The organism is Anoxybacillus andreesenii (genome assembly GCF_030813005.1).
Lineage (GTDB): Bacteria > Bacillota > Bacilli > Bacillales > Cytobacillaceae > Robertmurraya > Robertmurraya andreesenii.
Genome location: NZ_JAUSTU010000009.1, coordinates 82,697 through 95,787, shown reverse-complemented (window position 1 = coordinate 95,787; position 13,091 = coordinate 82,697). Strand labels below are relative to the sequence as shown.

The 13,091-nt window shown below is 41.1% G+C and carries 12 protein-coding genes; all 12 read right to left on the bottom strand.

Going from position 1 to position 13,091, the window contains the following annotated elements:
* Positions 1-56 precede the first annotated feature (56 nt).
* Complete coding sequence (ftsZ, locus tag J2S07_RS11010) at positions 57-1,193, bottom strand: cell division protein FtsZ (RefSeq protein WP_307150449.1); 1,137 nt, start codon at positions 1,191-1,193, stop codon at positions 57-59.
* Positions 1,194-1,336: 143 nt separating this feature from the next.
* Positions 1,337-2,620 (bottom strand): cell division protein FtsA, encoded by a 1,284-nt coding sequence (ftsA, locus tag J2S07_RS11005; protein ID WP_307150448.1) that lies wholly within the window; start codon positions 2,618-2,620, stop codon positions 1,337-1,339.
* Positions 2,621-2,757: 137 nt separating this feature from the next.
* Entirely contained in the window at positions 2,758-3,108 is a 351-nt protein-coding gene (locus tag J2S07_RS11000; protein ID WP_307150447.1) for a small basic family protein, read from the bottom strand.
* A 2-nt stretch (positions 3,109-3,110) separates the two neighbouring features.
* Positions 3,111-3,839 (bottom strand): DUF881 domain-containing protein, encoded by a 729-nt coding sequence (locus J2S07_RS10995; protein WP_307150526.1) that lies wholly within the window; start codon positions 3,837-3,839, stop codon positions 3,111-3,113.
* Positions 3,840-4,007: 168 nt separating this feature from the next.
* Positions 4,008-4,709 (bottom strand): DUF881 domain-containing protein, encoded by a 702-nt coding sequence (locus J2S07_RS10990; protein WP_307150525.1) that lies wholly within the window; start codon positions 4,707-4,709, stop codon positions 4,008-4,010.
* The gene (locus J2S07_RS10985; protein ID WP_307150446.1) at positions 4,684-5,553 is read right to left on the bottom strand and encodes a cell division protein FtsQ/DivIB; all 870 of its coding nucleotides are present in this window, start codon (positions 5,551-5,553) and stop codon (positions 4,684-4,686) included. The genes J2S07_RS10990 and J2S07_RS10985 overlap by 26 nt, the downstream gene beginning before the upstream one ends.
* A gap of 90 nt (positions 5,554-5,643) precedes the next feature.
* The gene (gene murB, locus J2S07_RS10980) at positions 5,644-6,552 is read right to left on the bottom strand and encodes a UDP-N-acetylmuramate dehydrogenase (RefSeq protein WP_307150445.1); all 909 of its coding nucleotides are present in this window, start codon (positions 6,550-6,552) and stop codon (positions 5,644-5,646) included.
* Positions 6,553-6,601: 49 nt separating this feature from the next.
* Positions 6,602-7,693 carry an undecaprenyldiphospho-muramoylpentapeptide beta-N-acetylglucosaminyltransferase gene (murG, locus tag J2S07_RS10975; RefSeq protein WP_307150444.1) on the bottom strand — a complete coding sequence of 364 codons (1,092 nt, stop codon included), beginning with the start codon at positions 7,691-7,693 and terminating at the stop codon, positions 6,602-6,604.
* Between the two features lie 125 nt (positions 7,694-7,818).
* A complete protein-coding gene (gene spoVE, locus J2S07_RS10970) occupies positions 7,819-8,919 on the bottom strand; it encodes a stage V sporulation protein E (protein WP_307150443.1) in 1,101 nt (366 codons plus the stop codon).
* Between the two features lie 172 nt (positions 8,920-9,091).
* Positions 9,092-10,444: a UDP-N-acetylmuramoyl-L-alanine--D-glutamate ligase gene (gene murD / locus J2S07_RS10965; protein WP_307150442.1), complete on the bottom strand. Its 1,353-nt coding sequence runs from the start codon at positions 10,442-10,444 to the stop codon at positions 9,092-9,094.
* The gene (mraY, locus tag J2S07_RS10960) at positions 10,445-11,419 is read right to left on the bottom strand and encodes a phospho-N-acetylmuramoyl-pentapeptide-transferase (protein WP_307150441.1); all 975 of its coding nucleotides are present in this window, start codon (positions 11,417-11,419) and stop codon (positions 10,445-10,447) included. It abuts the gene before it with no gap.
* Between the two features lie 153 nt (positions 11,420-11,572).
* Positions 11,573-13,036, bottom strand: coding sequence for a UDP-N-acetylmuramoyl-L-alanyl-D-glutamate--2,6-diaminopimelate ligase (locus J2S07_RS10955; protein WP_307150440.1), 1,464 nt, complete (start codon positions 13,034-13,036; stop codon positions 11,573-11,575).
* Positions 13,037-13,091: the final 55 nt, after the last annotated feature.

Genomic DNA, 13,091 nt, shown 5'->3' with positions numbered 1-13,091 from the left:
AGAGGAATTAAAAAAGCATGACCCAGTTGGATCATGCTTTTTTCTTATTTATTTCTCTATTGTCTTCTACGGTTACGGTTTCTTAGGAAAGTAGGGATATCTAATGTATCCTCCTGCTGTGTTACCGTTCTTACTTGTTCAGGTGCTTCTTCCTCTCTACGGACCTCTCTGCGTCCCTTATCATAGGAAGGTGATTTGACCTGTCCCATCGTCGGTCTTAAGTTCTTCGGCTGAGCGACTTCCTCATTAAAACCTGTAGCAATGACCGTTACAACAATTTCATCTTTCAAATCTTCATTGATAACTGAACCAAAAATCATGTTGACTTCCTGGTCTGATGCTGTCGCAACAATATCAGCTGCTTCTTGAACCTCATATAGGCTCAAATTGGAGCCACCTGTAATGTTCATTAGAACACCCTGAGCACCATCAATGGATGTTTCTAGAAGTGGGGAAGAGATCGCCTTCTTCGCAGCATCAGCTGCACGGTTTTCACCTGAGGCAACACCAATCCCCATAAGAGCTGACCCTTTATTAGACATTATCGTCTTAACATCGGCAAAATCCAGGTTAATTAGTCCAGGCACAGCAATTAAATCTGAAATTCCTTGAACCCCTTGACGTAATACATTATCAGCTTCACGGAATGCCTCTAGCATTGGTGTGCTCTTATCTACAATTTCAAGCAGTCTATCATTAGGTATGACAATCAATGTATCTACTGCTTGCTTCATCGCTTCGATTCCACCTGCCGCTTGAGTGGATCGCTTTCTTCCCTCAAAGGTAAATGGACGAGTGACAACCCCCACAGTAAGTGCGCCTAAATCTCTCGCAATTTGAGCGATGACTGGAGCAGCACCTGTTCCGGTTCCCCCACCCATTCCGGCTGTTACGAACACCATATCCGCTCCTTGTAAGGCTTCTTCAATCTGTTCCTTGCTCTCTTCAGCCGCTTTCTTACCGACCTCCGGGTTCGCACCAGCTCCAAGCCCACGGGTTAGTTTCCCACCAATTTGCATTTTCACCTCAGCCTTTGAAAGGTTCAAAGCTTGAGCATCTGTATTAACGGCAATAAATTCAACACCTTGGACCCCGTGTTCAATCATCCGGTTTACCGCATTATTTCCGCCTCCACCGACGCCGATTACTTTTATAGTTGCTAATGAATCTAAATTTGTATCAAATTCCAACATCACAAATCCTCCTAATTCGTCGATATTCCTGATGACTGTTCTCACGATTTCGGTTAATGCAATGATCCTAATGTCGACCATTTCTCTATCAAGTAAAATAATTGAACTAGTTTCATAGCATTAGGTTTCTAATAATATTCTAATTATTCAAAAAAGTAACCAAGGAATTTCTTTACTCTTGATGTAATTTTTTCATCTGGTTGTTTTTCCGCTTTTGCTTTTGTTTGTGATTGCTTTGGCACCCTTTTTTCTTTCATCTCATGAATTGCAGGTTGACTACTTAAGCTTCTGCCCTGTATTTTTGCATTCTTATAAGCAAATTTAATCAAGCCAACCGCAGTTGTATATTGGGGCTCTCGTACACCAATATAATCAGGAATAGCAATACGAACTCGATTTTGAAAAATAACTTGAGCCAATTCTAGTATTCCACCAGTGTTCGCAACTCCTCCAGTTAAGACATATCCACCTGGTAAATCATGAATTCCCAATCGCTTAATTTCCTCTTGAATCAAATCAAAAATTTCTTCCATTCTAGCTTCAATAATATCAGCAACCTCTAATTGACTAAATTGTTGATGCTGATCGCTGCCAATGATTGGGACGCTAAAAATCTCCTCTTCTGAAGCTAGATCATAAAAGGCATGTCCATGTTTGAGTTTGATTTTTTCCGCATCCTCCGTCGACGTACGAAGCCCAATGGATAAATCCTTCGTAAGATGGTCTCCCCCGAGTGGAATCACACTGGTTGCCTTCAAGAACCCATTTTCAAAAACAGCAATGGAGGTAGAACCTCCGCCGATATCAACTAGAGCAACTCCCAAATTCTTTTCGTCCTTTGAGAGAGCAAAAGCTCCAGCTGCTAGTGGTTGTAGAGAAATATCTAATATTTCGAGACCTGCTCTTTCTACACATCGCAATGTGTTATGTAATACTGTCTTTAATCCTGTAATGATTGTTCCTTCCATTTCAAGACGAACACCGATCATCCCTCTTGGGTCCGTGATCTCATCTAAACCATCTACAATGAATTGTTTTGGTATACAATCGATGATTTCACGTTCTGGAGGAATAGATACAACCTGCGCTGCATCAATCACTCTTGTAATATCGTCATTTGTTATTTCACGATTTGCACTTGAAACCGCCACTACCCCATGACAAGGCTGGAGATGAACATGGTTTCCTGTAACACCGACAATCACTTGGGTAATTTCCATCCCTATCATTCTTTCAGCCTGTTCCACAGCCCTTTTAATAGAATGAACGGTTTCATCTATATCAACGATAGAGCCTTTTCTTAAGCCTTCGGATTTTACATTACCTACTCCAATAATATTCAAAGCATCATTGACCATTTCCCCAATGATGACTTTTACACTGGATGTACCGATGTCAAGACTTACATATATGTCGTTGCTGTTCATTCCCACTGGCACCTCCTCTTAAGCAATTCAATTTACAGAACAACAAACATTTAATATTAATTTATTTATATTAATTGTCGTTTCCTAAAATTATTCGGCAAAATTGATATTTTCCCTTTTAATAAAATCAATTTTTTCTAATTTTCTCGTTTAGTTGACCATTTCGTTAATAATATTCTGCGGATCACTGCAATGTTCTGGAATAACCTTACCCCAAAAGCAAAGACTGCTGCTAAATACAAGTCTACACCAAGATGGACACCTAGAAAAGCTAAACTTGCAGCCAATGCAATATTAAAGAAAAACCCAGAAACAAAGACTTTTTCATCGTATATATTCTGAAGATAAGCTCTGATCCCGCCAAATAGCGTGTCTAAAGCTGCCAGGATAGCGATTGATAAGTAGTTTGAATACTCATCCGGTATGCTAAAATCGCTCAATAGACCTAAAAAGACCCCTATCAAAAGTCCTAGTAACGGAAGCCACATTTCTAACTTCCTCCTTTATCAGCTTTCACTGACTCAATATTTCTAATTCGAATCGCATCCTCATACGCAGGAACTGATATTTTCATTTCAGGTTGTTGCACTTTAACTTGTAAATTGTCGATAAAAAATTCTTCGACAGCTTTTGAAACGATCATTCGATTGTATAATTCTTTTGCTGATTGGAAATCCTCCGTTACAACCAATACTTCCAAGGGGAAGGCCCTAAGCGAACGGCCATTTATTTTTGCTTCACCGGCAATTTCTCTTATGACTGTTGTATTAATGACTCTTTGACCACCGATGGAGACGTGCTTCGCTCCATACATATTTAATTCATTTAAGAGCCTTCTTAGCAAATCAGGAGATAGAGTGGCCTCCACATTTTCCAAAACCAAAGCCTCATCTATTCGGCTTATGACGAGCTTCACCCCTGGCCCAGTTACTTCTGTCAATCCCGCTTCTTCCTTCAGTTCCTCCAAGGTTTTGCGTAAGGTTTGCTCTCGTCCTTGTTTTCGAGAATGTTCATATTCAGAAATTTTCGTTTCATTCGATCTAATTTCCTTGATCAAATTTGACTGCAGCTCCATCTCCTTCTTCAAATCCTCTCTCAGCTGCCACGTATCACGCGTATCTCGAACCTCAGGCTGCTTGACCGAGTGGAATTGAATGGCTAGCATGAAACCAATGATCATTAATATCAATGTAAAGCTCATTACTTTTTTATTGCCCACCAAATCACCTAACCTTCTATTATTGTGGACAAGAATTCAATTCTTAACATTATTGATATCCAGCCTTATATGTGTGCGTGAACGTGTTTTATTCGGTACGAATAACTTAATGAACGGACACATATAAGGCGGTATAAAAGCAACAATATAGTTTTAAAGAAACTTGTTCTAAGAACCAAGAATAGGGTCAAGAATAATTTCATCATTTTCTTCTAGCTTGAAGGTAATGTTCTCATTCACAAGCATGTCCTTTACTCCACCAGTAATGTTCAATGCAGAGGATAATATGTCTGGGTCACCAATCGCAGTTATGACGAAAGGGGCTGGATGAGGATTTCCATCGACCTCAATGACAGGTCCATTACAAACGATGTACGAGTTATGTGAAAGCCTCTGGCCATTGATCGCAACAGCAGTTGCACCAGAAACATACAGCTCATTAATAACATTGAACACATGATGCTCATGAACAATGTAATTGTTGATATTTTCTTCACGTGGATCATATTGACCATCCTCAAGAGTAACGGTAACTCCCTTGCCTTTTACCTTAACCTTGCCAAGAAAAATCCGGTATTTTTCAGCGTCTTCAGCAAGATTAAAAAATACTTGCTCCTCCTGAGACAGATCTTTTTCGATTTCCAGTAATTTGTTTTGTTTTTTATTCAACTCTTTTTGTAGCTCACGGTTCGTTTCCTCTTGGGCGATTAATTGATCCCGGAGCTTGACATCACGTTCCCACTGGCTATTCGAAATCGTTTCCGGTTGTTTTTTTAGCGTAATTTGATAGGAAAAAGCGATCATATATCCCAAAACCAAACAAACCAAGGAGAGAATGACATGCCTACCTCTCTTCCTCATTGTTATCATTCTCCTCATTAGCATCCTCTAACTGATAGGGTCTGAAATACGGTCCCAATTCCATGTCGATAACCCCTTTTACATTTGGATCGAGCTGACTGACGATCGCCGGGTAATGAGCCATTTTTTCAGCAAAGCTTCTAATGGTAGCACTGACCTCAAACCCATCATTCATATAGAGGGTAATATGTAATTTATCCGTTTCTTTTGGAGTATGATGAATTTCGGAAATTGAATTTAACACCTCTGTTGGGAGTTGATTAAGCGCAGCAATCATCTCCTCGGTTGCTTCCCCCCCAGAAAAGCCCATAAGAACAGGTGAATTTACCGGGATCGTACTTGTTTCCTGCTTCAGAATTTCTCCATTTTCAAGAATTGGCCAAAAAACCCCATCTTTCATCATATAGGCGATCCTGTCCCATTCCTTTATCGTAATTAAGAAATTATTAGGAAACTCCCTCTTTAATTTGGCTGATTTAACCTCTGATAATGCTTTTAGCTTAGTTGCTATTTTCTTCTTATCAATTCTCCAAATATTGGTTTGTTTTGTTAAACCCGTTTGAGCAATCAATTGATCTGTTGTATAAGCCTTATTTCCAACAACCCTTATCTTATTTACATGGCTTAAAGGTGACTGGAAATAAACAACACAACTGATCAAAGTAAAAAACAGAAGCAGTAAAAAAATAAGTCTCTTATTCGCTTTTCTCCTTCTTTGTTGTTTAAGCTTAGGAACCCGATCCTCAAGCGATACGATCTTTCCTTTTCCCAATCCCTTCACCTCGATTTCCCTGAGCCAAGTATTATCCAAAAATAATATTATAAAAGAGAAAACAACGGCACGAACACTCATGCCGTTATTCCTCCTGTTTATCCAGAAAATATGTGATCTCTAGTGATATATTATACCATAAAATTTGGCAGAAGTAAGGAAAAAATAGACTTATTTGCGGCCAATTATTTCCACTTCTGTCTCCATTTTGATTTGTTTGCTTTCATAGATTTTATCCTTTACAAATTGGATCAAATTAAGAACATCTTCTGCCGTTGCACCACCGTTATTAACGATGAAATTCCCATGCATTTCCGAGATCTTTGCTCCACCAATTGAATACCCCTTTAAACCCGCTTCTTCAATAAGCTGACCAGCATAATTCGGCAATGGATTTCGAAAAATACTACCTGCACATGGAAGATTCCACGGCTGTGTCACTTTACGATAATCTTTATTCTTCTTCATTTCCGCCTGAATGCTCTCCCTGTCTCCTTCAGTCAGTTGAAAGACTGCACGAACAACGACCCCGGGGCGTTTTTTCTGTAGGACGGACGTTCGATAGGAGAATTCCATTTCATCATTGCTCAACCACTCCAGCTCGCCGTTTTCAAATAAGACAAGAGCCTTTGACAGGATTCTCGAAATATCTGAGCCATGTGCACCAGCATTCATATAGACTGCACCACCTACAGACCCGGGGATACCGCTAGCAAACTCCAATCCTGAAAGTCCCTTCTTGCTAATTGAGGTTGCCAATGCAACTAATGAGTAACCACTATCCACTGTTAATTCTGTCCCATTTAATTCAAACTGATCTAGGCCAGACCCCAGTTTGATCACGATGCCTTCGATGCCCCGATCGGAAACGAGTAAATTTGAACCTCTTCCAATTGCTCGCCATGGCACATTATACTGCCGAATAAGCTCCATCGTTTTTTGTAAATTTTCAACCGATGACGGCTCCACAAAGATATCTGCTGGTCCACCAATTTTTATGGTGGTATGATTCGCAAGCCGCTCGTTTTCTTTTACATTGCCTACATTCAGTTCTTTCAGCTTCGATATAAGCTCGTTCATGTTGACCTCCCTTTCATACTTGGGTTATTTAATTGTATGTTGACGTGGACTAATTTGCTAAATCAATCATCACCTGATAGAGTCTCCCAGCTGCGTCACGTACTCCAAGATCCTCCGCTGACTTCTTCATGGATTGAAGCAAATCCTCATCCATGAAAATTTTGTCAATTTCCTCGACGAGCCTTTTACTTGTTAAATCCTTCTCAAGTAAAAGACGAGCAGCACCATGTTCACTTAAGGATCGGGCATTTTTTTCTTGATGATTATTTGTTACGTAAGGACTAGGTATTAATATGCTCGGAATTCCGAGGGCAGTTAATTCAGCAAGAGTCGTCGCTCCAGCCCGGGCTACTGTTAAATCAATTCCTGCCAGAACCTCAGGCATATTGTGGACAAACGGCTTAATAACAACATTATGAGGGCTTCCGACTAGCTCTACTTCCTTCTTCACGGCATCAAAGTGGGCATCCCCTGTAACATAAAGTACCTGATATGGCTTTCCACTAAATTCCGAGAAGGATTTGATTACCGCTTCATTGATCGGCCTTGCCCCCCTGCTCCCCCCAAAGATCAACACAGCAGGTACATCGAGCCTTAAGCCCACTGATTCTCTTCCTTGCTTTCCATCCTGGTTCAACACCTCAGATGCACGTGGGTTCCCTGTAAATACCACCTTCTCCTTTGGAAAGAAGCCCTCTGCCTCTTTAAAGCAAATCGCAATTTTATCGACGTAACGGCTTAAAAATTTATTAGTTAATCCAGGAATGCTGTTTTGCTCGTGAATAATCGAAGGAATACCTAGCTTGGCAGCCGCATAAACAACGGGACCACAAACATAACCCCCAGTACCGATAACAACGTCAGCATTAAATTCCTTCAACAATTTCTTACTTCTTGATACTCCCTTTAAAAATCGATAGATGGTCTTCACATTTTCAAAGGACAATTTTCTTTTGAAGCCTGTTATATGTATTGATTCAAACGGAATGTTCTCTCTTCGAACTAGCTTCCCTTCTAACCCCTGCTCCGTCCCAATATATAGAAACTCAGCATCCTTATTAACCTTTTGAATTTCTCTAATCAAGGCTAAAGCCGGATAGATATGACCTCCGGTGCCTCCACCGCTTACAACAATTCGCAATTCTATCACCTCTTTCAACATTTTACTAAAAAAAAGCTATGCTTTACTAGTGAAACGGGAAAAGTCCGGAAAAAGAAAGAAGCCCTGATGTCAGGGCAAAATAAAGGGTTGAAGAAAAGACAGCATTAATATCTCGAATGTCTGCTTATATTTAAAAGAACCCCGATAGCAAGAAGCATTAAGGTTAAGGAAGAACCTCCATAGCTGAGGAATGGCAAGGTGATTCCGGTAACAGGCATGAGGCCAGTCACCACACCTATATTAATCATCACCTGGATCGCAATCATGGCGATGATCCCCACTGCCAATAAGCTACCAAATAAATCGGGTGCACCCAAGGCAATTCTAATTCCCCTCCATAATAACAAGGCAAATAAGAGAAGAACAAAGGAACCGCCAATAAAGCCTAGTTCTTCTGCCAGAATAGCGAAAATAAAATCTGTTTGTGGTTCAGGTAAATAGAAGAACTTCTGTCTACTTTGTCCAAGTCCTAAGCCAAACAAACCACCTGGACCAATGGCGTACAAAGATTGGATAATCTGGAACCCACTATTTTGAGCATCTGACCACGGATCCAAAAAAGAGGTAATCCTCTTAATTCGATAAGGAGCAGAAGCAATAAGCCCGACGAACCCAAGAAGTCCAAGAACACCTAGACCAACAAAATGACTGATTCTCGCCCCAGCAATAAAAATCATCACAATACATGTCCCGACCATCACAGTTCCAGTTCCAAGATCAGGCTGCAGCATAATCAGCCCAAATGCTAAAAATACAAGACCTAATGATGGAAAAAGTCCTTTTTTCAATGAGGTAATGTTCCTTTGATTTTCTGATAAAAATTTCGCCAAAAAAGCAATCATCGCAAGCTTCATAAATTCCGAGGGCTGAATGGCGAAGGCTCCTACTCCAATCCAGCTTCTTGACCCATTTCTCCATTCCCCAATCCCAGGAATGAGAACTAAAACTAAAAGGACAAAGCAGAAAATCAAGATGCCCTTAGCAAACTTTCTCCATGTCCAATAATCAATATTCATCACAAAAAACATTGCTACCACTCCAACTCCTGCAAAAAGCATTTGTCTTTTAGCAAAAAAGAAGGAGTCTTCAAATTTATAATCAGCCCAAACGGCACTGGCACTATAGACCATAATTAGGCCTAGGGCAAGCAATGATAACGTGACAATGATTAGAATAAAGTCAGGAGTCGTTTTTTTTGTCGGCAATTTGAACACACCTCGAATGCAAGTTTGAAGGGCCGAGTTGTTCTCTGCTAAAAATGCTTCTGCAGATGCCTATGCACCTTATGCATATATGTTCCCTTCGTTACTCGCACCGAGTAAAACCCGTTCACGGTATACATAAGGCTGAAATCAGCAAAGTAATCTGGACTAGCCCTTACTTAAGCTTATGCACCGCATGGACAAAAATGTCTCCCCTAACCTCAAAAGTTTTGTACTGATCCCAGCTAGCACAGGCTGGTGATAAAAGGATCACATCACCTGGGCTTGACAACTGGTAGGCTACGGGAACGGCTTTCTCAACATTATCGACACGCTCGATCTGTTTTATTCCTGCCTCCCTTGCGACTCTTTCAATTTTCCCAGCGGTTTGACCGAATGTCACAACAGCCTTGACATGCTTCAAGGACGGAATCAGCTCATCAAATTCATTCCCCCGATCGAGCCCACCTGCAAGCAGAATGATAGGCTCCGAAAATGCTGCGAGAGCCTTTGTCGTGGCAAGAATATTTGTTGCCTTTGAGTCATTATAGAATTTTCGTCCATCAATTTCTGCAATGTACTGGAGGCGGTGCTTCACTCCCTTAAAGGAATGTAAGACCCTGTAGATCGCTTCATTATCAACACCTGAAAGCTTTGCTGCAGCAATAGCGGATAAAATATTCTCGAGGTTATGCGCACCCGGAAGAACTACATCACATAGCTCCATAACCCTTTCATTTCGGAACCAAATCGAACCGTCCTCCACATATGCCCCATTATCAACAATCTTTGTCGTTGAAAAAAGAATGATCTGTGCATTCGACTGCTTCGCGATCTCAAGCACCTGCTCCTGATCAGCATTCACAATAAAATATTCATGTTCTGTTTGATTTTTCGTAATATTAGCCTTGGCCTTCCAATAGGCATTAAGATCCCCATGATAGTCTAAGTGGGCCTCATATAAATTGGTGATAATAGCAATTCGAGGGTTGAACTGATCGATTCCCATTAGCTGAAAGGAAGAGAGCTCGATGACAATATGGTTCTCAACTGTCGCCTCACGTGCTACATCGGAAGCAACCGTCCCGATATTTCCTGCAATTAGAGGAGATTTGTCTCCCTCTTTTAGCATTTCAAAAATAAGCGTTGTCGTGGTCGTCTTCCCATTTGTTCCCGTAATCCCGATGAATGGCGCTTCTGACACCTGGTAGGCAAGCTCTACCTCGGTAATAATCGGAATCCCTTTTTCCATCGCTCTTTGGATCATTGGATTGTGGTAGGGGATTCCTGGGTTCTTGACGATTAATTCAAAGCCTTCGTCAATCAACTCAACTGGATGCTCACCACAAATAACCGTTATCCCTTGTTCGAGTAACCCTAGTGCCTCGGGATTCTCGGATAACGGTTTCTTATCATTAATCGTGACAAATGCCCCTAATCTATGCAAAAGCGAGGCTGCACTGACCCCGCTCTTAGCTAATCCAAGCACCAAAACCTTCTTATGATGATATGTCTTTATGTTTTTCACTTACAACCACACCTCAATATAAATTCCAAGCACGGCAAAAATTAATCCTACTACCCAAAAAGTCACGACTACTCTCCACTCTGACCATCCTATAAGCTCATAATGGTGGTGCAGCGGACTCATGCGGAATATCCGTTTGCCAGTTGTTTTAAAGGAAATCACTTGTAGTATAACCGATAATGTCTCAATGACAAAGACTCCACCGATAATAATTAGCAGAATTTCAAGCTTCAAGAGAATCGCCACTGCTGCAATCGCTCCACCCAACGCAAGGGAACCGGTATCTCCCATGAAGACCTTTGCAGGATGTGCATTAAAGACCAAAAAGCCGAGCACGGCCCCAACAACAGCAACGGAAAAGACCGCAATCTCAAGCTGTGATAGATTCCAAGCTAGCACGGCAAATGCGCCGAAAGCAATCGCTGCGGTTCCAGATAAAAGGCCGTCAAGACCATCTGTGAGATTGACAGCATTCGAAAATCCTACGAGCCAGAAAACGATGAACAGTACATAACCCCAGCCTAAATCAAATGAGATATTCGTGAGCGGAATAGAAATGACTGTAGAAAAATCATAATGCTGCAAAATCAAGAAAAATACAAGCGCAACAATGATTTGCCCGAATAATTTTTGAAGGGAGGTCAGCCCTAAATTTCTCTTTAATGCCACCTTTATAAAATCGTCTAAGAAGCCTAATAGACCATACCCAAATGTAACAAAAATCAATAAATATGTATGGATCGTTGGCGCACCGTACTTGCTAATCATAATAAAAGTAGTGACAACGATAGAAAGTAGGATCACCAAACCACCCATTGTAGGTGTTCCAGATTTTTTCTTATGGGATTTAGGCCCTTCTTCACGAATGCTTTGTCCAAATTTCAACCTTCTTAAGAAAGGAATAAAAATGGGAGAAAGGATAACGGAAATGAGAAACCCTAATAAAATCGTAAAAAATATAACTTGCTCAAGCATTTTTGATTCCTTCTCCTCTCAAATACAACATGTGCATGTTCTTCACTTCCATTACAGCATTATCATATGTTTCATAAAAATCTTTAAGAAGTTTTTCATCGAAAAAATGAAAAAATGTCTTGTCCTTTTTCTCATGGGAATGATTGCATGGATCTATCCCTTATTTTGTATCGCTTCTTTTGCGATGAATCGATCATCAAAATCATATACTTTATCCCCGATGATTTGGTAGGTTTCATGACCTTTTCCAGCGATTAAAATGATATCATCGGCATGAGCACCCTGCACGGCCTGCTGAATCGCTTCCTTGCGATCAACGATCACTTCGTAATCCTTGCCTTCTACACCAGACTCCATATCCTTTAGGATGCTAGAAGGATCCTCACTCCTTGGATTATCGGATGTAAAAATCGCTCGGTCACTATACTCACATGCAATTTGCGCCATTAACGGCCGTTTCGTCCGATCTCTGTCTCCCCCACAGCCAACTACCACGGAGATTTTTCCCTTGGCAAATTGCTTAATGGTCTTAAGGACATTTTCGAGACTATCCGGTGTATGAGCGTAATCAACGATCACAGTAAATTCCTGGCCAGCCTGCACCAGTTCAAATCTACCGGCAACCCCCTTCACGCTTTCCAGGGAAGCAATTGCACGCTCAAGGGGATATCCTGAACACAGGGCTGCTCCTAGGCTTGCAAGAACATTATAAACGCTGAATTTCCCAATCAATTGGATTGAAACCTTATGTACTCCAAAAGGGCTCAAAAGCTCAAACTCAGTCCCTTTCGCTGACATGTGAATATTTACCGCCTGCAGATTTGCTTTGTTATCGATTCCATAGGTTAAAATATGGGCACTGGTGGACTCCATGTACATATTACTTGCTTCATCATCCACATTCAGAACCGCATATTTCGGCTTTTCATATTGGTATGTATTGCCTAACTGAGAGAACAATAAGCTTTTTGCCCTTTTATACTCTTCCATTGTTTGGTGATAATCCAAATGATCCTGAGTGAGATTCGTAAACACAGCCACATCAAAATCAGTTCCGTGAACCCTTCCCTCCACTAAGGAGTGAGAGGACACCTCCATCACAGCTGTTTGAACGCCTGCCTCAACCATTTGATGAAAGGTTCGTTGCAGCGTGAGGCTTTCTGGTGTTGTATTTTTCGTTTCCAGTTGCATATCACCAATTTTGGTATACATCGTTCCGATTAAACCTGTAGCTTGACCGGCATCAGCAAGAATTTTTTCAATTAAATGACTCGTTGTCGTTTTCCCATTTGTTCCCGTAATCCCGATCAAATGAAGCTTATGACTCGGCTGGCCATAAAATGCATCAGCAAGCACGGCCATCGCCCTTCTCGTGTCTTCGACGACGATAACAGGAACATTTAATGCTAAAGGTCTTTCTGCGAGGACAGCAACCGCCCCTTGCTCCACAGCCGCTTCCGCAAAATCATGACCATCCACCGTGTACCCCTTTATACAAATAAATAAGCTTCCCTGTGAAACCTTACGATTATCATTCTCGATTGAAGAAATATCCGGATCATCTTTGATTTCATGATTTAATAGGCGAAGATGACTTAGTAGTGTCTGTAATTTCATTTCGATCAAATCCTCTCTAGAAACTCGCGCCTTTTATTTTACATGAAAACCAAAC

What these genes read in the sequence shown, in the direction of transcription:
- mraY (WP_307150441.1), bottom strand. Translation starts at nt 11,419, where the DNA reads ATGCTTGAGCAAGTTATATTTTTTACGATTTTATTAGGGTTTCTCATT.
- murB (WP_307150445.1), bottom strand. Translation starts at nt 6,552, where the DNA reads ATGAACGAGCTTATATCGAAGCTGAAAGAACTGAATGTAGGCAATGTA.
- J2S07_RS10985 (WP_307150446.1), bottom strand. Translation starts at nt 5,553, where the DNA reads ATGAGTGTTCGTGCCGTTGTTTTCTCTTTTATAATATTATTTTTGGAT.
- J2S07_RS10990 (WP_307150525.1), bottom strand. Translation starts at nt 4,709, where the DNA reads ATGATAACAATGAGGAAGAGAGGTAGGCATGTCATTCTCTCCTTGGTT.
- ftsA (WP_307150448.1), bottom strand. Translation starts at nt 2,620, where the DNA reads ATGAACAGCAACGACATATATGTAAGTCTTGACATCGGTACATCCAGT.
- J2S07_RS10955 (WP_307150440.1), bottom strand. Translation starts at nt 13,036, where the DNA reads ATGAAATTACAGACACTACTAAGTCATCTTCGCCTATTAAATCATGAA.
- J2S07_RS11000 (WP_307150447.1), bottom strand. Translation starts at nt 3,108, where the DNA reads ATGTGGCTTCCGTTACTAGGACTTTTGATAGGGGTCTTTTTAGGTCTA.
- ftsZ (WP_307150449.1), bottom strand. Translation starts at nt 1,193, where the DNA reads ATGTTGGAATTTGATACAAATTTAGATTCATTAGCAACTATAAAAGTA.